Source organism: Streptomyces sp. NPDC001678, assembly GCF_042892945.1.
In the GTDB taxonomy this organism is placed as follows: domain Bacteria; phylum Actinomycetota; class Actinomycetes; order Streptomycetales; family Streptomycetaceae; genus Streptomyces.
Genome location: NZ_JBIAUP010000012.1, coordinates 16,635 through 42,932 on the forward strand (window position 1 = coordinate 16,635; position 26,298 = coordinate 42,932).

A 26,298-nucleotide genomic window follows, 5' to 3' on the forward strand; every position below is an offset into this window, starting at 1 on the left:
CGTCACTCCCGGAGGTTCAGATGAGGGCGCCGGGGTCACCGGCCGGGGCCGGCACGCCGGTCATGGGGGTCACGGGCGCGCGCCCGGGGAATTCGGCGCCGAGCAGTTCGAGCAGCGGCGTGGCCTTCACCGCGGTCTCCTCGAACTCCGCCTCCGGGTCCGACAGCGCGATGATCGCGCCGCCCACGCCGTAGCGGAGGTTGCCGCCGCTGAGCACCACGGTGCGGATGACGATGCTCAGGTCGGCCGCGCCGGTCAGCGAGAAGTAGCCGATGGCCCCGGAGTAGACGCCGCGGGGGCCGTCCTCCAGCCGGTCGATGATCTGCATGGTGCGGATCTTCGGCGCGCCCGTCATCGAGCCGCCGGGGAACGCGGACCGGACACCCGTGACCGCGCAGCCGTCCTCCCGGAGCCTGGCCCGGACCGTGCTCACCAACTGGTGGACGGTGGCGTAGGACTCCACCTGGAAGACGGGGGCCGCGGTGACGGAGCCGATCTCGGCGCAGCGGCCCAGGTCGTGCCGGACCAGGTCGACGATCATCAGGTTCTCGGCGCGGTCCTTCTCGCAGGACGCCAGCTCCGCGACGAGGGCCGCGTCCTCCTCGGCGCAGCCGCCGCGCGGCCGGGTGCCCTTGATGGGCTTGGACTCCATCAGCCCGTTCCGGTCGATGCGCAGGAAGCGCTCAGGGGAGGTGCTGAGGACGGACAGGTCCGCGAAGTCCAGGAAGGCGGCGAAGGGGGCGGGGCTGGTGCGGCGCAGGAAGCGGTAGGCCTGCCAGGGGTCGAGGTCGGCCTCCGCCTCGATCATGTTGGTGAGGCAGACCTCGTAGGTCTCGCCGGCCTTGATCTCCTCCTGGCAGGCGGCGATGAGCTTGAGGTAGGTGTCGCGGTCGTGCCGCAGCCGGATCCCGGTGGTGCCGGGCGTCACGGGCGGCTCGCAGGGGCCGGGGGTGTGGCCGGCGGCCTGGGCGAGGAGGTCGGCGGTGGTCCGCAGCCAGGCGCGGGCGGGGGCCTCGTCGGTGTCCTCGGCGAGGGCCAGCAGGTGGGTGGTGTCCGTGCGGTGGTCGAGGACGACGGCGCGGTCGGCGAAGACCATCACGGCGTCGGGTTCGGCGGGCCGGTGCGCCGCGTCCCCGTCGCAGTCGGCCTTGAGCTCGTAGCCGAGGTAGCCGACCCAGCCGAGGGCGAAGTCGAAGGGCAGGGCGGGGGTTTCGACGTGGGCCGCGCGCAGGTCCTCCTCCAGCCAGGTCAGGAAGTCGCCGGGCACGATCCGGGCGGGTTCCGCCGTGGCGGTCACGGTGACGGTGCCGCGGGCGACGTCGGCGGTGGCGACGCGGGCGAGGGGGCCGGAGGCGTCGCCCATGACGGAGAGTTCGCCGAGGGGGCCGCCGGTGCGGCTGCTGTCGAGCCAGAAGGGGTGGTTCCCGGTGCGGAAGAGCCGGTCGAAGGCGACCTCGGGGTCCCAGCGGGTGGGGAGGCTCTCGGTGAGCACGCGCAGCCGCCGGGCGGGGGCGTGGCCGGCCGGGGCGGGGGTGGTTCTCGGCGCGGTTCTCGTGGCGGCGCGGGGGGTGTTCGTGGCGCGCTGGTGCTCTTCCGTCAGCTTCCGGAAGTTCTCCAGGAGGCGGTGGCCGCCCTGGGTGCTGATGGACTCGGGGTGGAACTGCACGCCCCACAGCGGGAGGGTGCGGTGGCGCAGGGCCATGACCACGCCGTCCGGGGACCAGGCGGTGGGTTCGAGGTCGGGGGAGAGGTCGGTGACGGCGAGCGAGTGGTAGCGGACGACCTCGAGTGGGGAGGGGAGCCCCTCGAAGAGGCCGGTGCCGTCGTGCCGGACGGGGGAGACCCGGCCGTGGCGGGGCTCGGGGGCCCGGCCGACGCGGGCGCCGTGGGCCAGGGCCATGCCCTGGTGGCCCAGGCAGACGCCGAGGACGGGTATCCGGCCCTCGGCGGCGATCTCCGCGCAGAACCCGAAGTCGGCGGGCCGGTGGGGGGTGCCGGGGCCGGGGGACAGGACGACGTTGTCGAAGTCGCCGAGCCGCGCCGGGTGCCACGCCGGGTCGTCGTTGTGGATGACCTCGGGCTCTTCGCCGTTGACCTCGGACAGGTAGTGGAAGAGGTTGTAGGTGAAGGAGTCGTAGTTGTCGACGAGGAGCGTGCGCATCAGAGTTTCCCGAGTTCGCGGGCTATCTCGGCGTTCACGGCCACGTGATTGCCGGTGAGGAAGAAATGGCCGCCGGGGAACACCTGGAGCCGGAAGTCCCCTTCGGTGTGCCGCTCCCAGGCCTTGGCCTCGTCCAGGGAGGTGCGAGGGTCGGCATCACCGGTGAGGACGGTCACGGGGCAGCGGACGACGCGGTCCTCGGGGCAGCGGTAGGTCTCGATCGCGGTGTAGTCGCCGCGGATCGCGGGCAGGGCCATCCGCAGGATCTCCTCGTCGCCGAGGACCCCGGCCTCCGTGCCGTTGAGGAGCTTGAGCTCGGCGATGACGCCGTCGTCGTCGCGCTGGTGCACGGTCTCGGGGCGGGAGGTGGAGGGGGCCCGGCGGCCGGAGGCGATGACGGCCTTGGGGGCGGAGGCCGCGCCCTTCTGCTCCAGCCGCCAGGCCACCTCGAAGGCGAGGACGGCGCCCATGCTGTGGCCGAAGTAGACGGTGGGCTTGTCGTCCAGGTCCAGGAGCCGGTCGGTGATCCGGTCGGCGAGGGTGGCGATGTCGGTGACACAGGGTTCGTGGCGGCGGTCCTGGCGGCCGGGGTACTGGAGGGCGACGACGTCGACGCCGGGGGCGAACCGGGCCGAGACGGGGTGGAAGAAGCTGGCCGAGCCGCCCGCGTGGGGGAAGCAGACCAGCCGGGTGGCGGCGGTCGTGGCCGGGTGGTAGCGCCGGGCCCACAGGGCCAGGTCGTTGTCCGCGCTGTTCAAGGGCTCGGGTCCTTTCTCGGTGGGGGTGGGGAGGGCACACGGCGGCCGGGCGTCGGTGCGTTCAGTCCTCGTGCACGGTGATGGCCCGTGACGGGCAGAGGTCGCCCGCCCGCCGCACGGCGTCGGTCAGTCCGGCGCCGTCGGCGGCCAGGACGGTGACCAGGCCGTCGTCGTCCTGGTCGAAGACGGCCGGGGCGGTCAGCACGCACTGGCCCGCGCCGATGCAGCGCTCGTTGTCGGCGGTGATACGCATCAGGAGCTCTCCCACTGGACGGGCATCTCGTGCAGCCCGAAGAGTACGACGTCGTGTTTGAAGGCCAGTTCCTCCACGGGGACGGCCAGCCGCAGGGTGGGGATGCGCTCGAAGAGCCTGCGGTAGGCGATCTCCATCTCCAGGCGCACCAGGTTCTGCCCGAGGCACTGGTGCATGCCGTAGCCGAAGGCCACGTGGTGGCGGTCGGTGCGGGAGGGGTCGAAGGCGTGGGGGCAGGCGAAGGCCTGCTCGTCGTGGTTGGCGGCGGCCACCAGCGGGATGATGCCCTCGCCGGCCCGGACGAGCTGCCCGGCGATCTCGACGTCCTCGACGGCCACCCGCAGGGAGACGATGTCGGCGACCGAGTGGAAGCGCAGCGTCTCCTCGACCACCCGGTCGTCGCCGATCCACTGGGGGTTCTGCAGGAGGGTCATCACGCCCAGCGCGATGTTGTTGGCCGTGGTCTCGTGGCCGGCGATCAGCAGGAGCAGCAGCACTCCCGACAGCTCGTGGGGGGCGATGGCGCCGGTGGCGAGCAGTCTGCTGACCAGGTCGTCCTGGGGCCACTTCGACTTGATGTCGATGAGCCGGTTGATGTAGCGCAGGAGTTCCTTGGTGGCGGTGTCGCGCTGCTGGTCGGTGGAGGAGCGGATGGCGACCAGGGTGCGGGTGCGGGACTCGAAGAAGTCGCGGTCCACCGGGGGCACGCCGAGGAGGGCGGAGATCACCAGGGAGGGCACGGGCAGCGCGAAGTCGGCGACGAGGTCCGCGGAGTTCCCGGAGGCGAGCAGCTCGTCGATGAGCTTGTCGACGGTCTCCTCGATCGCGGGGCGCATGGCCCGGACCCGTCGCACGGTGAACTCGGGGATGAGCGCCTTGCGGAAGCGGTCGTGCTCGGGGGAGTCCATCCCCACGAACCAGCCGGGGATCTGCTCCTGCTTGGGCACGCCCATGGTCTCGCTGATGTTGGGGAAGCCCTTGTGGTCCGGGTTGGAGCTGATCTTGGGGTTGGTGAAGACGGCGCGGACGTCCTCGTGCCGGGTGACCAGCCAGACCTTGTTGCCGTTGGGCAGGTAGGAGAGGACCAGCCCCTCCTGTTCGCGGTAGGTCGTGTACCGGGGAGGCGGGAAGGCCTCACCGGGCTTGCGCAGCGGGAAGTCGACCACCATCGGGCCGTCGTGCGTCATGTCGGAAACTCATTCCCTCGTGGCGGGCCTGCGGGGCCGGTCACCCGGCGGTGTGGAACTCGCGGACCCGGGCCGTGATGAAGTCCTGGTCGGCGGCGGTCAGCCCGGTGTGGGTGGGCAGGTAGAAGCCGTCCTCCGCGAACCGGTTGGCCTTCAGCGAGGGCCAGTCGGGGTGGAGGTAGCCGGGCTGACGGCTCATGGGCTTGAAGAACAGCCGCGTCTCGATGCCCGACTCGGCGAGGAAGGCGCGCAGCTCCTCGCGGCGCTCGGCGCGGAGGTCGTACATCCACAGCACGTCGCGCGAGGGCATCAGGGTGATGCCGGGGATGCCGGCGAGGCCCTCGTCGTAGCGCTTCTCTATCTCCCGGCGGGTCGCGAGGATCTCGTCCAGCCGCTCGACCTGGGCGAGGGCGACGGCGGCCTGCATCCCGGTCATCCGGAAGTTGTAGGCGAGCTTCTTGTGGAGGAAGCTGTGGTCCCGGGTGAAGGCCATGGCGCGCAGATGGGCCAGCTGGCCGGCGAGCCTGGGGTCGTCGGTGAGGCAGACGCCGCCCTCGCCCGCCGTGATGATCTTGTTGGCGAAGAGGGAGTAGCAGGCGATGTCGCCCACCGGGCGGATGCCGTGGGCCTCGGCGGAGTCCTCGACGACCCGCAGGTTGTACTGGAACGCGATGTCCATGATCGCGTCCATGTCGCAGCGCCGGCCGTAGATGTGCACCGGCATGATCGCCTTGGTCCGGGGGGTGATCTTCTCCTCGATGCGGGTGACGTCGATGTTGAGGTCGTCCCCGCAGTCGACGAAGACGGGGGTGGCGCCGGTGTAGGTGACCGCCCACGCCGAGGCGATCATGGTGAACTCGGGGACGATCACCTCGTCGCCGGGGCCGACGCCCAGGGCCCGCAGGGCGAGGGTGAGGGCGGCCGTCCCGGAGGAGCAGGCCACGCCGTGGGCGATTCCGTTCCAGTCCGCGAAGGCCTGCTCGAACCGCTGGATGACGGGACTCTGGGACGATATCCAGCCGTCGCCGATGGTGGCGGTGACGTACTCGAGCTCCTTGCCGTCGAGGGCGGGACGCGACACGGGGTACTTGAACGACATGGGTTCCTCTCTGGTCAGGCCGGGATCAGGCCAGCGCGGGAAGGCCGAGGACCAGCCCGGCGGCCGTCTCACGACCGCCCGCCGCGCGCTGGAGGGCGCCCAGCCGCTCCGCCTTCTCGCGGAACGAGGGGTCGCCGAGCACCCGGGTGAGCTTGTCGACGACGTCGTCGACCGCGACGGTCTGGGGCCGGTCGAGGGTCAGGCTGATGCCGAAGTCCTGGCCGCGTACGGCCTGGTCGAAGCAGTCCACCCACAGGGGGCGCACCACCAGGGGCTTGCCGAAGTAGATGCCCTCGTGGAAGCCGTTGCCGCCGCCGTGGGTGAAGAACACCTTGACGTTGGGGTGGGCGAGGACGTCGAGCTGGGAGGGGACCCAGCTCTCGATGCGGAGGTTGGCCGGAAGCGATTCCTTCGAAGGCAGCAGGTGCTGCTGCTCCTTGGGCAGCTTCCACAGCACCTGGTGCTCGCCCTCCAGCCGGCGGGCCACCTCCACCAGCGCGCCGACCTGGTCCTTCGTCAGCCGGGTGATGGTGCCGAAGCCCATGTAGACGACCGAGGACTGCTCGTCGAGCCAGCCGCGGACGTCCTTGTCGTCCGGGGTCTCCGGCAGGGGCGGCATCATCGCGCCCACCAGCCGCATCTTCTCCGGTACCGGGAAGGGGTAGTCCAGCTCGGCGATGGAGTTGCACAGGACCAGCTCGGCCTTGTCGATCCTGGTCATCGGGTTGGGCGGCGGGATGCGCAGCTCCTTGCGGATCCGCGTGTCCTCCTGCAGCACCTTGCCCATGGCCGGGTTGAAGAACATCGCCAGGGTCCGGTACTTGAACAGCTCGTTGCTCAGGCGCTGCGCCGGGGTCATCTTCCGCGGCAGCCCGGAGTGGGGGACCGGGAAGTCCCGGGGGGTGTGGCCCTTGGCGAAGGGGTTGAGCGAGGTAAGGACATTGCTCGGAAGGAACGGGACGCTCAGGACGAACGGGATGTCCCGGGCGATGGCCAGGTCGACGGCGAAGCCCGCCATGCAGTCGACGACCATCAGCGCCGGCCGCACCTTCTCGACCACGGCCTCCAGCTTGCGGAACTTCTCCGCCTGGAGGGCCGGCTTGTAGGACTGCCGGATGACGGCCCGGTGCGCCCGGAAGCGGGAGGACTGGGTCACCTCCCGGTAGACCTCGTCGTCCCAGGTCACGGCGGACAGCTCCGGGATCACCTCGCCGAGCGAGGCGAACTCCACCGGGGAGCGCTCGGCGATCCGCGCCACGTCCTCGCGGCGCGGTTCGTCGGTGGCGAACCACAGGTCCTCCACGCCCTGCCGGGAGAGTTCGCCCGCCAGCACGAGCAGCGGATTGAGCAGCCCGCTCTCCGGAAGGCTGACGAACAGGATCGGCCGTCGCGCGGAGTCCATGGCATCCCTTTCAGTGGTGGCCGCAGGGGCGGGGCGCGGGACGCCCCGGGCTGGCCGGACGGCCTCCCCGCACTGTGATCTCATGCCACGTGCCGGGAAATCCTTAGACTCCTCCCGGACGCGACGCGCCGGGCTTCACCCCTTACCACGTCAAGACAGTAAGAGGTTCTAATGTCCAGGAGTTCGAGCAAGTGGAACCCCTAGTCATACAAAACGCTCTAGAGTGACAAGAGACCTGACGAGGTGATGCAAGATCCACCTTGGCGGGACTTGAGCGGAATGCGATGTCTGAGCGCTGAATCCCCTCAGGGGCGTGAGGAGAACTACCGTGCTGCACCGCCCGCACGCCGGCGGCTTACCCGAGTCGCCGACCGGCCGCGGCGGGGAGCTGGCGGCGCTCGCTGCCCGCGCCGCCTCCGCCCACACCGGCCACGCCCAGGCGGTCCTCCTCAGCGGCCCCTCCGGCATCGGCAAGACCCGCCTGCTGCGCGCCTTCCTCGACGCCCAGGCCGCACGCGGCATCCGGACGCTCTACGCCGCCTGCGGCCGGGAACCCGCAGCGCACCGGGCCCCGGCCGCCTACGACGGCCTGCCCGAGGGCATATCCGACGACATACCCGAGGGTGCCGCCACGGCCCCCTACAGCGCGGTACGCGCCCTGTTCGGCCCCCTGGGGCTCACCGGCGCCGGCCACTCCCCCCTCCTGCGGGGCGGCGCCCACCACGCCCTGCCCGCCCTGACACCCCGCGCGGCCACGACCGCCCCGCCCGCGCACCAGGTCCTCCACGGCCTGTACCGCCTCGCCGGCAATCTGATGACGGACCGTCCGCTCACCCTCGTCCTGGACGACGCCCACCACGCCGACGAACACTCCCTGCGCTGGCTCGACTTCCTGCTGCGCCGCGCCGAGCACCACCTGCCGCTCCTGGTCGTCCTCGCCCACCGCCCCGAAGCGGAACCCCTCGCCGGGGACGCCCTGGCCGCCGTCGGCGCACCCCACCGGACCACCGTCCTGCCGCTCGGACCGCTGACCGAAACGGAATCCGCCGAGCTCGCCCGGAAGATCCTCGGCACCCCCGTCGGCCCCGCCTTCGCCGGGCACCTCACCGCGGCCTCCGGTGGCAACCCCCGCACCCTCACCCACGCCCTGCGCACCCTGCGCGCCGAGGGCACCGCGCCCGACGGGCGCGGCGCGCGCCGCGCCGCCGAACTCTGCGCCGCCATGACCGCCACGACCACCCGCCGGCGCCTCGACCACCAGCCCGGCTGGGTCCGCGACGTCGCCACGGCCGTCGCCGTGCTCGGCGAGGACGAACCGCAGCGCGTCGCCGCCCTCGCCGGCGTGCCCACCGGCCTCGTCGAGGACGCCCTGACCGCGCTGCGCCGCGCCGGCCTCGTCGCCCCCGGCCACGCCGGCCTCGTGGACGCCGCCACCCGCGCCGCCGTTCTCGCCCCGCTCACCGAACCGGAGCTGACCGCGCTGCGCACCCGGGCCGTCCTGCTGCTGAGCGACGCCGGCCGCCCCGCCGAGGAGATCGCCGAACACGTGCTGCGGCTGCCCGGCCCCGTACCGCCCTGGATGGCCTCCGCCCTGCGGGACGCCGCCGCGCGCGCCGCCGCCCGGGGCGGCCACAAGACGGCGGCCCGCTACCTCCACGCCGTGCTCCGGGCGGAACCGGACGACCTGTCCGCCCGCACCGAACTGGCCCGGGCGCTCGCCGAGATCAACCCCGAGGAGGCCGTCCCGCTGCTGGAGGAGGCGCTCGCGCTGCCCACCGACCCGCGCACGAAGGCGGCCGTCGCCGCCCAGTACGGGCTGACCTGCGTGGCCCTGCGCCGGTTCACCGACGCCGTCCGCGTCATCGACGAGGCCCTGACCGCCTTCGCCGCCGGGTCCGGGCCCCGCACCGGCCCCGCCGACCACGAGCTGGCCGCGCTCCTGGAGTCGGTCCTGCTGCTCGCCGGGATCGTCCGGCGGGAGACGATCGCCGCCGTCCGCGACCGCGCCGCGCGGATGACGCTGCCCCACGGGGACACCCCCGCCCAGCGGCAGAAGGCGGCCATGATGAGCATCCTGACCGCCCTCGACGGCCGCTCGGCCGAGCGGACCGTGGTCCAGGCCCGCCTGGCCCTGCGCTCCCCGGGCGCCGAGCCCGGCGGCTGGGCCGCCTTCGCCGCGGCCTTCCCGCTCGCCCTCGCCGACGAGGTCGACGACGCGCTCACCGCCCTGGACCAGATCCTGACCCAGGGTCAGGAATACGGCGAGGCCCGCGTGTACACCCTCGCCCTGACCGCCCGCTCGCTCGTGCTCCACGGTATCGGCGCGATCCCCGACGCGCTCGCCGACGCCCGCACCGCCATGGGCCTGACGGCGGAGGAGCCCCAGTGCGCCGAGCTGACGATGCCTCATATCGTGCTGGCCACCGCCCTGGTCGACCACGCCGAGCCCCGGCGGGCCGAGGAGGCCCTCGCCCGGATCGAGCCGCGGCAGCTGGACGGCCATGTGCTGGAGCAGCCCGCCTACCTGATGGCCCGGGCCCGCGCCCGGCGGGGGCTCGGCGACCAGGAGGGCGCCGTAGCGCTCCTCTTCGCCTGCGGGGAGGCCCTGGCGGCGGCGGGCGTCGCCAACGCCGTCTTCCACCCCTGGTGGGTGCACGCCGTCCGCCAGCTGTCCGCCCTGGGCCGGACCGGCGAGGCCCGCGAGCTCGCCGAGCGCTGGACCGGCCCCGCCCGGGCCTGGGGCACCCCGCGCGCCCTCGGGCTCGCCGCCCACGCCCGGGCCGTGACCACCCCCGGGCCCGAAGGCGTCGTCCTCCACACCGAGGCCGTGGAGTGGCTGGCCGGCTCCCCCGCCCGCGCCGAACACGCCCGCGCCGAGTACTACCTGGGCCGGGCCCTGCTCACGGCCGGCGACCAGCCCGCCGCACGCGAGCACCTGCGCACCGCCGTCGGCCTGGCCCGGCAGTGCGGGGCCCTCGCGCTCGCCGAGGCCGCCCGCGGCGGCCTGGTGACCGCCGGCGGCCGCATGCGCAAGGCCACCGGGTGCCGCACCGACCTGCTCACCCGCACCGAGCGCAAGGTCGCGGCCCTCGCCCGCGCCGGGGCGAGCAACCGCGAGATAGCCGAGGCGCTGTTCGTCACCGTGCGGACCGTGGAGATGCACCTCACCGGCGTGTACCGCAAGCTCGGGGTCGGCGACCGGGCCGCCCTCGCCTCGGCGCTGCCCCCCGACGGCCCGCCGGAACCCCCCGCCGGAATGCCCACGGTGGCGTACGGGAGGCCCGCCCGTGCCGCACGTTGATCCCCTCCTGGCACACTGCGGCCGGGCCCGGGGACGGCTGACCGCGGCGCTGACCCGCCTGGAACGGGGCAGCTCCGCCGTCGTCGTTGTGACCGGCCCCCCGGGCCACGGCCAGCACGCCCTGCTGCGCTGGGCCGCGTCCGCCGCCGAGGCGCGCGGCCTCCAAGTGCTCAGCGCCCGCGCCACCGCGGCCGCCGCGACCGTGCCGCACGCCCTCACCACCGCGCTCCTGGCGAGCCGGACCGCGCCCGAGGGGCGCGACGAGCGGGTGCCGGTTCCCGGCGACGGCCAGTACGACCTGATGCCGGCCCCTGGCGATGGCCCGGATGGGTTGCCGCCGGCTTCTGGCGGTGGCGCGGGCCGACTGTCGCCCGCTCCCGGCGGGGGCCGGTACGAGTCGATGCCGGTTCCCGGCGTTGGCGCGGACGTGTTGCCGTCGGATCCCGGCGACGGCCGGTACGGGCGGTTGTCGGCTCTCGGCGAGGGCCAGGATGAGCTGCTGCCGGTCCCCGGCGACGGCCGGTACGAGTCGATGCCGGTTCCCGGCGTTGGCGCGGACGCGTTGTCGTCGGCTCCTGGCGACGGCCAGTACGAGCAGTCGCCTACGCCCGGCGACGGCCACTACGTGCCGCCGTCGCCCCCCGGCGCGGAACCGGCCGCCCTGCTCGCGGCTCTCTACGCGCGCCCCACCCTTCTCGTCGTCGAGGACGTACTCCGGGCCGACCCGGAGTCCGCGCGACTGCTGGCCGCCCTCGCCGAGCGGCCCGAGGAGGCCACCCCCCTGGTGCTGCTCATGAGCACCCACGGCACCCCGCCCCGGCTTCCCGACGCCCTCGCCCGGATGGGCGTCCGGCTCCCCGACGCCCTCGCCCGGACGGTCGGCGGTGGCGGTGCCACCGAGCTCGTCCTCCCGCCGGTGGACGAACACGGCGCCGCCGCCATGGCGGCCGCCGTCTGCGGCGGCGGCACGCCCGTCGACGACCGGTTCGCGCGGGCCGCCGCCGAGGCCACCGGGGGCAACCCCGCGGTACTCGAAGACGCGCTGCGCCGCCTCGCCCAGCGCGGACACCCGCCCGTCGCCGCCCACATCCCCCGGATGCGGGAGCTGGCCGCCGCGGCCGCCGCCGACCACGTCGCACGCGTCCTGCGCACCCTCCGCCCCGCCGAACGCACCGCCCTGCGTGCCCTCGCCGCCGCCGACGGCGTCCTGGACCTCCCCGCCCTCCGCCGCCTCTCCGGCACCCGGCCCGAGGACGAACCCGCCCTGTGGGCCGCCCTGGAGGCGACCGGGCTCGTCACCCCCGGCCTGCCGCTGCCCGGCGTCGACCCGGCCACCAGGACCCGCGTCCTCGCGGAGATGCCCGTCGGCGAACGGGCCGCCCTGCACGAGCGCGCCGCCGAACTGGCCCACTGCGCCGGAGTCACCGGCGAGGTCCTCGCCGGTCTCCTCCTGGACACCCCGCCGACCGGCCGCGACTGGGTCGTGCCCGCCCTGCGCCACGCCCACACGGCGGCCGTGCGCCGGGACGACCACGCCCACGCGGCCACCTGCCTCCGCCGCGCCCTCGCCGAACCCCTGGACCCCGCCGAACGCGCCCGGCTGGAGCTGGAACTGGCCGCCACCGAGGCCCTGACCGCCCCCGAGGCCGCCGACCGCCGGCTCGGCGCGATCGCCCGCACCCCGGCCCCCGCCCTCGCCGGCCGGCGCGTGCGCGCCGTCGACCACGGTCTCCTGCGCGGCTACACCCATGGAGTGGGCCACGCGCTGGCCGACGCCCTGGCGGACGCCGAAGGCGCCGAGCACGACGACCTCGTCGCCCTGTACTGGGCCGCCCACCACGGCTGGCGCGAGGAGACGGACCCCGGCACCCCCCGGGTCCCCGCCCTGCCCCGCGTCCCCCGCACCCCGGCCCAGGCCGCCGTCCGGGCCTGGCAACTGGCCCGCGACGGCGAGGACCTGGCCGGCACGCTCCGGCTGGCCCGCGCGGCGCTCGTCCCCCCGGCCGGCCGGGACACCCCCCTGCTGCCCCGCCTCGCCGCCTGCCGCGCCCTCTACCTCGCCGACGACTACGAGAGTGCCGACGCCGGCATCGTCGCCCTGCTCGCCGACGTCCGCCGCGACGGGCTGCGGGCCGGCGTCGCCCGCGTGCTCACCGTCCGCGCCGAGATGAGCCTGCGCCGGGGCCTGCTCTCCGACGCCGAGCGGTACGTGGCCGACGCCGAGCGCTCCCTGCCGACCGACGGCTGGCACCCCGCCACCGCGCCCTACCTGACGGCCGTCCGCACCGCCGTCGCCCTGGAGAACGGCGACCGGGACGGGGCCCGCGCCTGCGCCTTCGTACCGGCCCCCGCCGGCGCCGAGGACAGCGCCCCCTGGGCGTATCTGCTCTTCGCCCGGGCCCTGGTCGCCGTCGCCGACGACGACCTGCCCGAGGCCATGGCACTCTTCCGCGAGACCGGCCGGATCCTGCTGCGCCGGCAGTACGTCAACCCCGCGCTGCTGCCCTGGCGTTCCCTCGCGGCCCGCACCGCCCTGGCGCTGGGCGAGCACGCCGAGGCCCGGCGCCTGAGCGCACAGGAGCTGGCGCTGGCCCGCCGCTGGGGAGCCGCCGGCACCATCGGCTGGGCCGAGCTGAACGCCGCCCTGCCCATTGGCGAGCAACGGCCCGCCAAGGTGTGCCGCGCCGTGGACGTCCTGCGCGGCACACCCGCCGGCCTGGCCCACGCCTGGGCGCTCGCCGACCTCGCAGCCCTCGAACTGCGCACGGGCAACGAGCCACCCGCCGCCGCCTCCTGGGCGAGCGACCTCTCCGCGCTCATCACCGCCCACCCGAGCAGCAGACTGGCGGACACCGTGCGCCGGCTCGCCGGGGACAACGGGCCCGCACCGTCCCCGACCGACGTCCGCCGGCTCCGGGAGTGGGCCACCCTCTCCCAGGCCGAGACGCACACCGCGACGCTCGCCGGCCAGGGCCACGCCAACCGGGCCATCGCCGAGCTGCTCTCGGTCTCCCGGCGCACCGTGGAACTGCGGCTCAGCAGCGTCTACAAGAAGCTCGGCGTCAACGGGCGCGGCGAACTGCGCGCCCTCGTCCGGGGAATGGAGAGTAACTGAACACATGCTGCTCGAACGAGGCACCGAGTTCACCGCGGTCCAGGCCGCCCTGCGCGCCGCCACCGGAGGAAAGGCGTCGTGTCTGCTGCTGACCGGCCCGGTGGGCATCGGCCGGTCCGCGCTGCTGCGGGCGCTGCCCGGCCCGGCCACCGGGGAGGGCGCACGCGTCCTGCGCGCCCACGCCGCCCCCATGGAACAGGACTTCGCCTTCGGAGTGGCACACCAGCTGTTCGACAGCCTACGGACCCAGGAGCCCCCCGAGGAGAGCGAGCGACGGCAGGCCGACCCCCGGCTCACCGCGACGGACCACGCCATGGAGGCAGCCGGCGACACGGCGGAGGAGTGGGCGGTCCTCGAAGGGCTGCGCTCGCTGCTCGCCGACGTCGGCGAGCGGGCCCCGCTGCTGATCCTCGTGGACGACCTCCAGTGGGCCGACGCCCCCTCGCTGCGCTGGCTCGCCCACCTGGCCGCCCGCCCGCACGGGCTCCGCGCGGCCGTCGTGGGCACGCTGCGCGACGGCGACCCGGGCGGCCGCCGCCCCGCCGTCCTCGACCTGCTGGACGCGGCCCCGCGCGTACTGCGCCCCGCCGCCCTGACGCCCGGCGCCACCCGGACGCTGGTCCACGAGCGCTTCGGCACCCCGGGCGACGAGGAGTTCACGGCCGCCTGCCACGACGCCACCGGCGGCAACCCGCTCCTCCTGACCGCCCTGCTCGACCGGATGGCGGCCGACGGCGACGAGCCGACCGCCGCCCGCGCCGGCCGGGCCTACGCGCTGCGGCCGCCGCGGCTGACCGAACGGCTCGCCGACTGCCTGCGCGCGCAGTCCCGCCCCGTACGGCACCTGGCCGGGGCCCTCGCCGCCCTCGGCGGCGACGCCGGGCCCCGCCTCGCCGCCGAACTGGCCGGCCTGGACCCCTGGGAGGCCGACGGCGCGCTGGACGACCTCCACCGGCTGGGCCTGCTGACCGGGCCCGGCGAGCCGCGCTTCGTCCACCGCGCGGTCCAGGACGCGGTGGCGGCCTCCTCCACCCCGGACGAGCGCCGCGCACGGCACGAGGCCGCGGTGGACCTGCTCCTCCGGCACGGCGCCCCCGCCGCCCTGATCGCCGAGCGCCTCATGGAGTCCGCCACCGCCCCCCGGCCCTGGGCGGCCGCGATCCTCCGCGAGGCCGCCGAGACCGCGCTGCGCACCGGCGATACGGAGACGGCCGCCCGCGCCCTGCGCAGGGCGCTCCAGGACCGCCCCGAACCCGGCCCGGACCGCGCCCGGTTGCTGGCCGACCTCGCCGCGGCCGTCCGTGACACCGACGCCGCCGCCTGCGAGCGCCACGTCACCCAGGCCGTCTCCCTGCTGTCCGATCCGACCGAACGGGCCCTGGCCGCCCTGCGGATACCGCCGGCCTTCCTGGGCGCGCTGCCCGCCCCCGCCATCGCCCTGCTCCGCCGTACGGCCGGGGAGCTGGGCCCCGCCGCGCTGCTGAAGGGCACGGCCCGCGAGGCGGCCCTGCGCCTGGAGGCGCGGCTGCGCCACGCGGGCCGGGAGGACCCGGCGGAGCTGGGCGCGGCGGTGCTGCGGCTGCGGGGGATGGGGGAGGAGCCCGCGCTGCGCTCGGCGGGCGAACGGGAGCTCGCGGCCGTCCTGCTCCACGCGGCGTCCGTCTCCGGCGCCCTGACGGCGGCCGAGGTGGCCCGCCTGGGCCACCGGATCCTGGAGCACGAGCCGGCCGCCCCCGACCGTACGCACTCGGCGCTGCCCCTCGTGGTGCTCGCGCTCTGCGGGGCCGACTCGGTGGACGCCGTCGCCTCCTGGCTGTCCGCCGGGCACCGGCTGCGCAATCCCGACAGCCTGGCGGCGGGCGCCGTCGACCACGCGGAACGGGCCCTGACCCTCCTGGCCCAGGGGCGGCTGACGCAGGCGCGCGAGTACGCCGAGCGCGTCGTCGACCGGCCGGGGGAGCCGGCGGGCGAGGGGAACGACGAGGGGAGCACGGCCTTCGTCGTGGTGCTCGCCGCCGTCGCGCTGGAGGTACGCGACCCGGCGTTCAGCGAGCGGGTACTGGCCCTGGGCGGCCGGTGCCGGGCGCCTGGGCTGGTCACCACGTCCATGCTCAGGCTGCTGGAGGCTTCGCTGCAGGCGGGGCGCGGCGACTGGGCGGACGCCCTGGAGACCGTCCTGTCCTGCGGCCGGCGGCTGGCGGCGTCGGGCTGGGACAGCTCGGCGCTGTTCCCGTGGCGGCCCTGGGCCGTCAGCCTCCACCAACGGCTCGGCGACTCCGGCGCGGCGCGCGTCCTCGCCGACGAGGAGCACGCGCGGGCCGAGAAGTGGGGTGCGCCCGCCGTGCTCGGCCGCGCCCTGCGGCTGAAGGGCAAGCTGTACGGGGGCGGTCGGGGCGAGGCACTGTTGACCGAGGCGGTCGCGGTGCTCCGTGGTTCGGCCAACCGGCTGGAACTCGCCCGCGCGCTGCAGGATCTGGGCAGACGGCCCGGCGGTGGGCCCCTGGCGGAGGCGGCGCTGCGCGAGGCCGGGGAGCTCGCCGTGGCCTGTGGCGTACCCCGGCTGGTGAAACAGGCCGGGCGCGAGGAGCTCGGAGCCCCGGGGGTGCCGGCGGCGGTGCTCACCCCCGCCGAGCGCCGGGTGGCCGCGCTCGTCGGCCGCGGCCTCACCAACCAGCACATCGCACGGGAGCTGGGGGTGAGTTCCCGGGCCGTCGAGAAACACCTTACGAATTCCTATCGAAAATTGGGGATCACGGGACGCGCCGAGTTGGCGTCCGGGCAATGGGGACCGGCATTGGGGATGACCGGCTGAATCGTTTGTCCGCGCTTGTTGTGCGCGGCTTCCAATAAACCGTCGGTACGGCGTGCCCGGATGTCCGGGCGCGCCGTACGCGCATGGTGGAGCAGCTGGGTGACGGGATGTCAACCACCAAGGAAAGCCCAGGTCACATGTGGTGGTGGGGCGGTGGTCCGGCGGTGGGGAATTCGCCCCACCGAAGACCGAAGGGCGGACCGTACCTTTCCCGCGGCCGACCGCAGGTTTAGGGCGAGCGGCAGGGCTGTCGTTGACCGCCGACCGGCGGGTATCTAGTCTTTCAATCAGTTCGCCCAGTTCGGCTGCCGGGCCTCGGGACGAGGGTCTGGATTCCGCGTTACCACGCGATTGCATAGCGATTCCGCATGTGTGAAGTGCCATGAAAGGGTTCCATCTCTTGTTGAATTCTGTTCTCGCTTCGGTCGAATCGGCTCGGGTCACCTCCCAGGACGGCCCGGAGACCCCGGCGGGGTACCCGGATGCCCGTACGCAGTCCGACCAGTCGGGGCTCTGCATGGCGAGCCTCGACACGTCCCTGACCATCCAGCAGGCGAACCAGGAGTTCTTCCGGCAGTTCGACGGCTCCTCGGAGGAGCTGTGCGGCAGAAGCTTCCGCGACGTGGTCCACCCCAGCGTCCGGCAGCCGCTGATGCGCCAGTTCTCGCACCTGATCGAGGGCAAGCACCAGCGCTTCGTCACCCCGGTCATCGCCGTGGGCGCCGACGAATCCGCCTTCACCGTGCCCCTGACGGCGGTCTCGGTGCGCGGCGGGCTCCCCGACACCACCGCGATCCTGGTGATGATGCCCGCGACCCGGAGCGCCGAGGGCGCCCGGGTGGTGGCCGGCCGCAAGAAGATCCTGTCCGAGATGGACGCGCGCATCCTGGAGGGCATAGCCGCCGGGGTGTCCACCATCCCGCTGGCGTCCCGTCTCTACCTCAGCCGGCAGGGCGTCGAGTACCACGTGACCTGCCTGCTGCGGAAGTTGAAGGTGCCCAACCGGGCCGCGCTGGTCTCGCGCGCCTACTCCATGGGCGTGCTCAAGGTCGGCACCTGGCCCCCCAAGGTGGTGGAGGACTTCGTCAAGTGAGCCGGGTGCGGCGGCAAGGGTGCGTAACGCGACAGGAGCGATGGCGTTCCGGACACTCATCGTCCGTTTCCGTCAAGGAAGCGCATGGTTCACCGGAAAGCCGCTGCGTGTTCACTCTCCGTTTCCCTAGGGTCTGAGCTCCTCCTCCCGACATCCCAGGAGAGCCGACCCATGGACTCGTCACGGCACCTCGTCGCCCACCTCGGGCTCGACCTCGCCGCCATATGCCTGCTGACGTTCGCGATCTACTACCCCCGGCACCGCCGCCGCGACCTCGTGCCGGCCTATCTCGCCCTGAACGTCGCCCTGTTCACCGTCGTCGCCGCCCTCGCCCAGGTGGGCGGCAACGGCGGGGCGGCGCTCGGCTTCGGGCTCTTCGGAGTGCTCTCGATCATCAGGCTCCGCTCCGACGCCGTCCAGCACGAGGAAGTCGCCTACTACTTCACCACGCTGGTCCTCGGCCTGCTGTGCGGACTGCCGCACCTCCCGTTCACCGCGGCCGCCGGCCTCAGCGCCGTCCTGCTCCTCGTCGTCTACGCCGCCGACCACCCCCGGCTGTTCGCCCGCTCCCGCCGCACGGTCGTCACCCTCGACGCCGTGCACGCCGACCCCGCCGCCCTCCGTGCCGACCTCGCCCGCAGACTCGGCGAACCCTTCCACTGGACGGTCATGGAAGTGGACTACGTCCGCGACCTGATGGTCGTCGACGTCCGCTACCGCGAACCCGCCCCGGGCGGCGCCCACCAGGCCGAACGGCCCCGGACCGCGCACCGCGCCGCGCCCGCGTGGGAGACCGTGTGACCACCACGCCCGCACCACCGGTCCCCGCGGCCGTCCGGGCCGTCGGCGAGGCGGCCGGCGCCGCCGGGCCGATCTCCCTGGCCGAGGTCAACGCGCGCGCCGAGCTGATGGCCCGCTTCGACCGCAGCTACCTCGTGCCCGCCGACGCCTTCCTGGCGATGGCCCGAAGGCTCACCGACCCCCGGCGCCCCGGCGGCCCCTTCCGGGCCCTCACCATCGACGGACGCCGCGCCTTCCGGTACCACTCGGTGTACTACGACACCCCGGAGCTCCGCTCCTTCCACGACCACCGGCAGGGCCGCCGCCTCCGCTTCAAGATCCGCGAACGCGTCTACCAGGACAGCGGCGAGCGGCAGTTCGAGATCAAGCTCAAGGGCGGGCGGGGCGACACCGTCAAGCACCGCCGGCCCCTCACCGGCGAGGACACCCCGCTGGACGCGCCCTACCGGGCCTTCCTCGCGGACACCCTCCGCGACGCCTACGGCATCGACTCGCCCCCGGAGCTGCGACCGTCCCTCAGCACGGACTACGTCCGCACCACCTTCGTGGCCGACGGAGAGCGCATCACCTGCGACGTCGGACTGGTCTGCGACGACCTGCGGGCGGGACGGAGCGTGCGCTGCGCACCCGGCCTCGTCCTGGTGGAGACCAAGACGGCCGGTCATCTGACGGAGGCGGACCGGCTGTTGCACGACAGCGGCGTACGCCCAGCGGTCTTCACCAAGTACTGCGGGGCGTACGCGGCGCTACGGCCCGGCCTTCCGGCCAACCGCTGGCGCCGCGCGGCCCGGCACGCCTTCGGGGATGCCTGGCCGGGCTGAGCGGCGCAAGGCCCTCCGGCGGGCGGCTCAGTGCCCTCCGCCGGGCCCGGCGAGGAGCTGCCCCACCACCGGAAGATGCGTCAACTGCTGCTGCAGCGGCCCCACGAGCGGCTGAAGCGGGCCCGCGAGCGCGTTGCCCGCGTTGCCACCCGGCGCGCCCTCGGCCGGAGCTGCCTGGGGCTGCGCCTGCGGCGCGGCCTGCGGCGCGGCCTGGGGCGCCGCCTGCGGCTCGGACCGCGGGCCGCCCTCCCGGACCTGGTCCATGGCGGCGGCCTGCTCCTTCTTGACGAGCGCCCCCGGATTGGGGAGGTCGGCCGCCGCCTGGAACGACAGCGTCTCGGGCAGCTGCTCGGCGCTCGGGGGCGCCGCCGACGCCTCCGCCGGTGCGACCACGGCGAACGACAGGGCGGCCAGCAGCGGGGTGACGGTGTGGCGCAGACGCATGAGAGCCTCTCTCGATACCGGAACGACGTACACCACGAAAACGAACCAAAGCCCCTCAAGTCACTGAGGCGCGGTGGATCGCTCCGGGTCACACCCAACGGGCCCTGCCGGTACGGTGATCGCAGCATTTTCCGGTTCGGACGACGGAACGAATGGGGTGGCGACGTGACAGCAGAGGGCGTCGAGGGCGGACCACGCGCGAGTGAGGACGAGGACCGGGCCCGGCGGCACGCCGTCGTCATCGGCGGCGGGCTCGCGGGCCTCCTCGCGGCGCACGTGCTCACCGCCCACGCCGACAAGGTGACGCTCGTCGAGCGCGACCGCTTCCCGGAGGGCCCGGACAACCGCTCCGGAGTCCCCCAGGACAAGCACACCCACGTCATGCTGGAGAGCGGCCAGAACGCCCTGGAGAAGCTGCTGCCCGGCATCGTGGGCGAGCTCCTCGACGAGGGCTCGCCGCGATTGGCGCTGCCCACCGACATCGTGCAGTGGCAGGCCGGCTACTGGTACCGCCGGACCCGCCCCACCACCCATGTCCTCACCGGCTCCCGGCCCCTGACCGACTGGGTCGTGCGCCGCCGCGTCCTCGGGGAGGGCTCCCGTATCGAGACCGTCGAGGGCGCCGAGGTCACCGGCCTGCTCGGTGACGCCACGCGGGTACGCGGCGTCCGCCTGCGCGAGCGGGGCCTGCCCGCCGCCACGGCGGGCACCGCCCTGGAGGCCGACATCGTCGTCGACGCCTCCGGCCGCTCCTCCCGCGCCCCCTCCTGGCTGGCCGCCCTGGGCGCGGAGCCGCCCCACGAGGAGGTCCTGGAGACCGGCCTCGCCTACGCCACCCGCTTCTACCGCACCCCCGCGGGCCAGGAGGACCCCGGTTTCCGGGGCGTCTACATCATCCCCAACCCCGGTCAGCGCTACGGCGGGATCCTGATGCCCCTGGACGGCGGCCGCTGGTCCGTCATCCTCTCCGGCCTGCGGGGCAACGAACCGCCCACCGACGACGACGGCTTCCTCGCCTTCGCGGCCGAGCTCCCGCACCCCGTCCTCCACGACTGGCTGCTCAAGGCGGAGCCCATCACCCCGATCCACGGCTTCCGCAAGACCGCCAACGTCCGCCGCCGCTACGACGGCCCGGGCCGCCGCCCGGCCGGCTTCCTCGCGACGGGCGAGGCCCTGTGCGCCTTCAACCCCGTCTACGGCCAGGGCATGTCCGTCGCCGCGCTCTGCGCCGTCGCCCTCCGCGACGCCCTCACCGACCCGCGCCGCACCCCCACGACCGGCCGTGTGCAGCGGGCCCTCGTCGAGGCGGCCCGGCAGGCGTGGGACATCTCCTCCGGCGCGGACAAGAACGTGCCCGGCGCGACCGGCAACCTCCCGCGGGGCCGGGCGGTCGACCGCCCCGGGGACTGGTACCTCGCGCGCGTCCAGCGGCGGGCCACCGGCGACCTCGTCGTGGGCGAGGCCTTCCGCCGGGTGCTCTCACTGACCGCCCCGGTGACGTCCCTCTTCGCCCCGCCGGTCGCGAAGGCGGTCCTCTTCGGCCCGGACCCGCAGTCACCGCTGGAACCGCAGCTGACGCCGGAGCAGTAAGGGGCTGAATTCAGCCCGTCCGGCGCTTGAGGACACAGCACAGCAGCCCGTCCGGCGCTTGAGGACAAGGGGGTGCGAGGGGGCGCAGCCCCCTCGGAAACGGTGAAAGGGCGGGACCGGGGCACCCTCACCCCACGTCCCGCCGCCGGATCCCCGCCACCCCCACCCCCGTGAGCACCGCGGCAAGCCCCACCAGCCAGACAAACGGCCCCGCCGAAACCCCCGCCCCCGGCAACTTCGGCAAGTGCCCGAACGGCGAAAGATCCATCACCCACCCCGGCAGCCGCAGCGTCGGCCCCAGCCACCCGATGGCCAGACACCCCCCGGCGATCCCCCACGCCGCCACCGCCCCCCGGGGCAGCACCCCGAAGAGCAGCACGGCCACCGAGGCCAGTACCCACGCCGCCGGAAGCTGCGCGAGCGCCGCGCCGAGCACCGCCGGAAGCCGGCCCCCGACGTCCCCGGCCGTGACGCCGTACGCGAGGCCCATGCCCAGGCCGCCGGCGAGCAGGACGACCGCCGTGCCCAGGCCGGCGAAGGCCAGGTGCCCGGCCGCCCACCGGAGCCGCCCGGTCGCCCCGGCCAGCACGGGCTCGGCGCGACCGCTCGTCTCCTCCGCGCGCAGCCGCAGCACACAGCCCACCGCGTAGAGCGCGGCGACCATGCCGAGCAGCCCGGTCAGGGCGGCCAGGAAGGAGTCGGCGAGGCCCTGGTGGCCGCCCATCCGCTCGACGATCTCGCGGGTGCTCTCGTTGTCGGCGACGAGGTCGGAGACGCCGTCGACCAGGGAGCCGAAGACGGCGCCCGCGACGGCGTAGCCCGCCGTCCAGGCCAGCAGCGTGCCGCGCTGGAGGCGCCACGCCAGGCCGGCGGCGCCCGTGAGGTACCGCGGTGCCGTCGCGGCGCCCGGGCGTCCGGCCAGCAGGCCCGCGCCGATGTCGCGGCGCCCGGCCAGGGCGTGGGCGGCAGCGGTGGCGAGGGCCGCCGCCGCGTACGGCAGGAGGAGGACCCACCAGCGCTCGCCCGCGAAGGCCCGGGTCTGCTCGGCCCAGCCGACGGGGGAGACCCAGACCAGCGGCGAGGAGGCGTCGGCGCTCGCCGCGTCACCGGCCGCGCGCAGCAGGAAGGCGAGGCCCACGGTCGCGCCCGCGAGGCTCCGCGCCGCCCGGGCGGTGTCGGTGAGCTGGGCCGTGACGGCGGCGACGCCCGCGAAGCACAGCCCCGTACCGGCGACGGCCAGGCCCAGGGCGGCCGAGCCGCCGGCCGGCAGCCCGGCGCGGGCCAGCCCTGCGGCGACGAGGACGGCGACCAGACCGTTGGCGGCCAGGGCCGTCAGCAGCGCGGCGGTCAGCGGGGCCCGGCGGCCGACGACCGCGGCGGACAGCAGTTCCTGACGGCCGGTCTCCTCCTCCTCGCGGGTGTGCCGGACCACGATCACCAGGCTCATGATCCCGGCGAGGACGCCACCGAGAACGGCCATCCGCCAGGCGACCAGAGAGCCGGTGGAGTCGCCGAACACCGGCCCGTACAGCGCGCGGACCGAGGCATTGGCGTTGGTGGAGCGGGCCACGCCGGCCCGGTCGGCGGCCGTGGTGTACAGCGACTGGAAGGCGCTCGCGACGCCGACGACGGCCAGGGCCAGGGCCACGGCCCACACCGGCAGCAGCACCCGGTCGCGGCGCAGCGCGAGACGGACCAGCGTGCCCGTGCCGGCCAGCCGGGGCGAGGCCGACCGGGGCGAGGCCGACCGGGGCGAGGCCGACCGGGGTGAGCTCGGCCGGGGCGCGGCCGCGGGGGCGCTCACGAGGTCACCGTCCGGGCGGGTCCGGCGGCGGCGTCCTGCTGGTAGTGGCGCAGGAAGAGCTCCTCCAGGGTGGGCGGGGTGCTGGTCAGGCTGCGGACGCCGGACTCGCCCAACTGCCGTAGTACTGGCCCGAGTTTGCCGGTGTCCACCTGGAGCCGCACCTGCTGCCCCCGGCCGCCGTGGAGCTCGCGGACGGTGAGGTCGTGGACGCCGGGCAGGCGTGCCAGCCCGTCGGGCGCGCCCGTGAGCTCGGCGGTCACGGAGGTCCGGGTGAGGTGGCGCAGGTCGGCGAGGGAGCCGGTCTCCACGGTCGTCCCCTCGCGGATGATGCTGACCCGGTCGCACAGGGCCTCGACCTCGCTGAGGACGTGGCTGGAGAGCAGGACGGTGCGGCCGCGCTCGCGCTCCTCGGCCACGCAGGCGCGGAAGACCTCTTCCATCAGCGGGTCGAGGCCGGAGGTCGGCTCGTCGAGGACGAGCAGGTCGACGTCGGAGGCGAAGGCGGCCACCAGTGCGACCTTCTGGCGGTTGCCCTTGGAGTAGGCGCGTCCCTTCTTCGTCGGGTCGAGGTCGAAGCGCTCCAGCAGCCCGTCGCGGCGGGCCCGGTCGGCGCCGCCGCGCAGCCGGACGAGCAGGTCGATGACCTCGCCGCCGGAGAGGTTGCGCCAGAGGGTGACGTCACCGGGGACGTACGCCACGCGGCGGTGGAGCTCCACGGCGTCGTGCCAGGGGTCCTTGCCGAGCATGCGCGCGGAGCCGCCGTCGGCGCGCAGCAGTCCGAGGAGGACGCGGATGGTGGTGGACTTCCCCGCGCCGTTGGGGCCGAGGAATCCGTGCGTCTCGCCGGTCTCGACGGTGAGATCGAGGCCGTTCAGCGCACGGGTCCGGCCGAAGGACTTCGTCAGGCCGGACACGTGGATCGCCTTCGTCATACCTCCGAACGTACGCTTCTTTCAGAAAATTGTGAAGGTTGGAAAGAGTGTAAATTGACCTGTGGGATCACCGGAGAGAGGGCGGGACGATGACCGAGACGACCGGAGCGGGCGGCCACGACCGGGAGCGCGACGAGGAAGCGGTCTCCCGCTTCGTCGAGCGCTTCGCCGCCGAGCTCACCGACGCGGGCATGCCGCGCATGGCCTCCCGGGTCTTCGCGGCGCTCCTGGCCTCCGACTCGGGGGTGCTGACCTCGGCGGAGCTCGCCGACTCCCTGCGGATCAGCCCGGCGGCGGTCTCGGGCGCCGTCCGCTATCTCACCCAGGTCGACATGATCGCCCGCGAGCGGGAGCCGGGCACCCGGCGCGACCGCTACCGGCTCAACGCCGACGTCTGGTTCCAGGCCCTCACCCGCCGCGACCAGCTGCTGATCCGCTGGGAGGGCGTCCTGCGCGACGGCGCGAAGACCCTGGGGCCCGGCAGCCCGGCCGGGTCACGGGTGGCGGAGACCGCCGAGTTCATCGAATTCCTGCAGAAGGAGTTCCAGCAGGTCCTGGCCCGCTGGCGCGAGCACAGAGCCGCCCTCGGCGAAGGCCGGCCCTAGCCCCTACCCCGCCCTCGGGGCCCCCGGAAGGGCCGAACGGCCCTGTCATCCCGGGCCGATCGGGTGCGTTCCCGCACTGCCATACTGCTTTGCGCTCGGAACGACGGAGTACAGGAGACCCAGCCCGTGAACACCCCCAAGGGCAACGACTATTACGCGCTGCTGGCCCGGCACGACGCGATGCGGTTGCGGCGGCAACTGCTCGCGCCCGGCGGGACACCCGCCCGGGCCGACAGTCCCGGACCCGCGCCGGCCACGCCGTACTGCGACGAGGCCGACCGGCGGCTGATCCTCGGTCACCTGGACCTGGTCACCCCGTTCGAGGAGCTCATCACGCCCCTGTACGAGGTGATGTTCCGCCGCCACCCCTATCTGCGCTCGATGTTCCCCGAGTCGATGGCGTTCCAGCGCGCCCATCTCGCCCAGGCCTTCCAGTACTTGACGGACCATCTGGACCGGCCCGAGGAGGTCGTCGCCACCTTCACCCGGCTGGGCCGCGACCACCGCAAACTCGGCGTCCGCCGCGCCCACTACGCGACGTTCGAGGACGCCCTGCGCGAGGCGCTGCGGCTGCGCGCGGGCCGGCGCTGGAGCGTGGAGCTGGAGCGGGCCTGGCTGCGCATGCTGCGCTCCGCCGTCGACGCCATGGTCGCCGGGGCGGACGCCGCGCTCACCGAACCGCCCTACTGGCACGCCACGGTGGTCCGCCACGACCTGCGCCGCCCGGACCTGGCGGTGCTGCGGGTGCGCACCCACGAGCCCTACCCCTACCGCGCGGGCCAGTACGGCGCGCTGGAGTCGCCCTTACTGCCGCACGCCTGGCGGCAGTACTCGATGGCCTGCGCCCCGCGCGGCGACAACATCGTCGAGTTCCATGTGCGGCGCACCGGCCCGGACGGGGTGAGCGAGGCCCTGGTGGACCGGACGCGCGTCGGCGACACCCTGCGGCTCGGCCCCGCCACCGGCACGATGACCCTCGGCGAGGAACTCTCCCGCGATCTGCTGCTGGTGGCCGGCGGCAGCGGCCTCGCCCCCGTCAAGGCCCTGCTCGACGAGCTGGCCGGCCGCCGCACCGGCAACCGGCGGGTCCACCTCCTCCTCGCCGCCCGGGACCGCGGCGACCTCTACGACGCCGAGTGGCTCGCCGACCTCGAACGCCGCCGCCCCTGGCTGACCGTGCTGCTCGCCCTCGGCGACGCGCCCTCGCCCGGCGGCCGGTCCGTGGTCGCCGAGGCCGTGGCGCGCCACGGCGAATGGGCGGACCGCCTCGCCTACGTCAGCGGACCGCCCGGGATGGTCGAGGCCGCCGTGCGCGCGCTGCGCGGGCTCGGGGTGCCGGCCGCGCGGATCCATCACGACCCGCTGGGCTCGTCCCCCGTGTCGTCGGTCTCCGCCGCCAGCTGGTGATCCACGCTCACCACGCCGTCGACGCTCTGGCAGAGCTGGACGAGGACCGGCACCAGACTGCTGCGCCGCACCGAGCCGCTGAGCCGCACCTGACCGTGGTTCACCTCGACGCCCACGGCTGACGGCGGCTGACGCAGCGTACGGACGAGGACGTCCTCGATGATCTCCTCGCGGATGGCCCGGTCGGTGCGGAGGAAGACCCGCAGCAGATCGCCCCGGCTGACCAGGCCCACCAGCCGGCCCGTGTCGTCCACCACCGGCAGCCGCTTGACGCGGTGCTCCTCCATGGTGCGGGCGGCCTCCACCACGCTCCAGTCCGGCCGGGCGCACACGGCCGGACTGGTCATCAGCCCCTCCGCGGTGGTCGCCTCGTGCTTCGCGCCCGTCCCGTTGCCGCTGCCCGTCCCGTTGCCGGTGCCCGGCGCGTTCGCCCGGGCGCCGGGCCCGTCATGGGGATCCGGCCGCCGCGAGGCCTTCGCGAGGAGATCCGCCTCGGAGACCACCCCCACCGGCCGGTCCTCGGCGTCCACCACCGGGACGGCGGTGATGTCGTGCTCCTGCAGCACGTGCACGATCTCGGTGAACAGCGTGCCGCGCTGGACCCGGACGACCGAGCGGGTCATCAGATCGCCCACGGTTCTGTGCTGGAGCATGTACCGGTCCCTCATCCCTCTGCGATGCGCCGTGCTGCCCTCCCAGCCTCGCACATACGG

General features: G+C 74.5%; 19 protein-coding genes. 9 read left to right on the top strand and 10 right to left on the bottom strand.

The features are described 5' to 3' along the window. Positions 1-16: 16 nt before the first annotated feature. From pabB to ACFYZR_RS23820, 6 genes are all read right to left on the bottom strand, one after another. Positions 17-2,161: an aminodeoxychorismate synthase component I gene (gene pabB / locus ACFYZR_RS23795; RefSeq protein ID WP_391913446.1), complete on the bottom strand. Its 2,145-nt coding sequence runs from the start codon at positions 2,159-2,161 to the stop codon at positions 17-19. Further along, entirely contained in the window at positions 2,161-2,919 is a 759-nt protein-coding gene (locus ACFYZR_RS23800; protein ID WP_391913448.1) for a thioesterase II family protein, read from the bottom strand. The genes pabB and ACFYZR_RS23800 overlap by 1 nt, the downstream gene beginning before the upstream one ends. Positions 2,920-2,980: 61 nt before the next feature. Continuing rightward, positions 2,981-3,172: a ferredoxin gene (locus ACFYZR_RS23805; protein ID WP_391913450.1), complete on the bottom strand. Its 192-nt coding sequence runs from the start codon at positions 3,170-3,172 to the stop codon at positions 2,981-2,983. Beyond that, complete coding sequence (locus ACFYZR_RS23810) at positions 3,172-4,359, bottom strand: cytochrome P450 (protein ID WP_391913452.1); 1,188 nt, start codon at positions 4,357-4,359, stop codon at positions 3,172-3,174. The genes ACFYZR_RS23805 and ACFYZR_RS23810 overlap by 1 nt, the downstream gene beginning before the upstream one ends. Positions 4,360-4,399: 40 nt before the next feature. Next, the gene (locus tag ACFYZR_RS23815; protein WP_391913454.1) at positions 4,400-5,458 is read right to left on the bottom strand and encodes a DegT/DnrJ/EryC1/StrS family aminotransferase; all 1,059 of its coding nucleotides are present in this window, start codon (positions 5,456-5,458) and stop codon (positions 4,400-4,402) included. A gap of 25 nt (positions 5,459-5,483) precedes the next feature. Then, complete coding sequence (locus ACFYZR_RS23820; RefSeq protein ID WP_391913456.1) at positions 5,484-6,860, bottom strand: glycosyltransferase; 1,377 nt, start codon at positions 6,858-6,860, stop codon at positions 5,484-5,486. A 328-nt stretch (positions 6,861-7,188) separates the two neighbouring features. Between ACFYZR_RS23820 and ACFYZR_RS23825 the strand changes: the two genes are divergently transcribed. The 6 genes from ACFYZR_RS23825 to ACFYZR_RS23850 all read left to right on the top strand — a co-directional run bounded on the left by ACFYZR_RS23825 (position 7,189) and on the right by ACFYZR_RS23850 (position 18,803). Then, positions 7,189-10,161: an AAA family ATPase gene (locus ACFYZR_RS23825; protein ID WP_391913458.1), complete on the top strand. Its 2,973-nt coding sequence runs from the start codon at positions 7,189-7,191 to the stop codon at positions 10,159-10,161. After that, complete coding sequence (locus ACFYZR_RS23830; RefSeq protein WP_391913460.1) at positions 10,148-13,276, top strand: LuxR C-terminal-related transcriptional regulator; 3,129 nt, start codon at positions 10,148-10,150, stop codon at positions 13,274-13,276. The genes ACFYZR_RS23825 and ACFYZR_RS23830 overlap by 14 nt, the downstream gene beginning before the upstream one ends. A gap of 4 nt (positions 13,277-13,280) precedes the next feature. Continuing rightward, complete coding sequence (locus tag ACFYZR_RS23835) at positions 13,281-16,088, top strand: AAA family ATPase (RefSeq protein ID WP_391913462.1); 2,808 nt, start codon at positions 13,281-13,283, stop codon at positions 16,086-16,088. 403 nt (positions 16,089-16,491) lie between these two features. After that, positions 16,492-17,181 carry a LuxR C-terminal-related transcriptional regulator gene (locus ACFYZR_RS23840; RefSeq protein ID WP_391913464.1) on the top strand — a complete coding sequence of 230 codons (690 nt, stop codon included), beginning with the start codon at positions 16,492-16,494 and terminating at the stop codon, positions 17,179-17,181. 171 nt (positions 17,182-17,352) lie between these two features. Beyond that, on the top strand, positions 17,353-17,982 hold the full coding sequence (locus tag ACFYZR_RS23845) for a DUF4956 domain-containing protein (RefSeq protein ID WP_391913465.1): 630 nt from the start codon (positions 17,353-17,355) through the stop codon (positions 17,980-17,982). Then, on the top strand, positions 17,979-18,803 hold the full coding sequence (locus ACFYZR_RS23850) for a polyphosphate polymerase domain-containing protein (RefSeq protein WP_391913466.1): 825 nt from the start codon (positions 17,979-17,981) through the stop codon (positions 18,801-18,803). Before ACFYZR_RS23845 ends, ACFYZR_RS23850 begins: the two co-directional genes overlap by 4 nt. A 27-nt stretch (positions 18,804-18,830) precedes the next feature. On the opposite strand, the gene ACFYZR_RS23855 is transcribed toward ACFYZR_RS23850, so the two are convergent. Beyond that, positions 18,831-19,247 (bottom strand): hypothetical protein, encoded by a 417-nt coding sequence (locus ACFYZR_RS23855; RefSeq protein ID WP_391913467.1) that lies wholly within the window; start codon positions 19,245-19,247, stop codon positions 18,831-18,833. 165 nt (positions 19,248-19,412) lie between these two features. Between ACFYZR_RS23855 and ACFYZR_RS23860 the strand changes: the two genes are divergently transcribed. Further along, positions 19,413-20,837, top strand: coding sequence for an NAD(P)/FAD-dependent oxidoreductase (locus ACFYZR_RS23860; protein ID WP_391913469.1), 1,425 nt, complete (start codon positions 19,413-19,415; stop codon positions 20,835-20,837). Between the two features lie 127 nt (positions 20,838-20,964). Here the strand turns inward: ACFYZR_RS23860 and ACFYZR_RS23865 are convergent, their stop codons facing one another. Together ACFYZR_RS23865 and ACFYZR_RS23870 are read right to left on the bottom strand one after the other, a co-directional pair. Next, positions 20,965-22,641, bottom strand: a complete 1,677-nt coding sequence (locus ACFYZR_RS23865) for an ABC transporter permease (RefSeq protein ID WP_391913471.1) — start codon at positions 22,639-22,641, stop codon at positions 20,965-20,967. Beyond that, positions 22,638-23,573, bottom strand: coding sequence for an ATP-binding cassette domain-containing protein (locus ACFYZR_RS23870; RefSeq protein WP_391913473.1), 936 nt, complete (start codon positions 23,571-23,573; stop codon positions 22,638-22,640). The genes ACFYZR_RS23865 and ACFYZR_RS23870 overlap by 4 nt, the downstream gene beginning before the upstream one ends. A gap of 89 nt (positions 23,574-23,662) precedes the next feature. On the opposite strand from ACFYZR_RS23870, the gene ACFYZR_RS23875 reads away from it, so the two are divergent. Both ACFYZR_RS23875 and ACFYZR_RS23880 read left to right on the top strand, forming a co-directional pair. Further along, positions 23,663-24,178: a GbsR/MarR family transcriptional regulator gene (locus ACFYZR_RS23875; RefSeq protein ID WP_391913475.1), complete on the top strand. Its 516-nt coding sequence runs from the start codon at positions 23,663-23,665 to the stop codon at positions 24,176-24,178. A gap of 180 nt (positions 24,179-24,358) precedes the next feature. Then, on the top strand, positions 24,359-25,585 hold the full coding sequence (locus ACFYZR_RS23880) for a globin domain-containing protein (protein ID WP_391913777.1): 1,227 nt from the start codon (positions 24,359-24,361) through the stop codon (positions 25,583-25,585). Here ACFYZR_RS23880 and ACFYZR_RS23885 read toward each other — a convergent pair. Then, positions 25,531-26,238: a CBS domain-containing protein gene (locus tag ACFYZR_RS23885; protein WP_391913477.1), complete on the bottom strand. Its 708-nt coding sequence runs from the start codon at positions 26,236-26,238 to the stop codon at positions 25,531-25,533. The two genes, ACFYZR_RS23880 and ACFYZR_RS23885, sit on opposite strands and share 55 nt — an antisense overlap. Between the last annotated feature and the right edge of the window lie 60 nt (positions 26,239-26,298).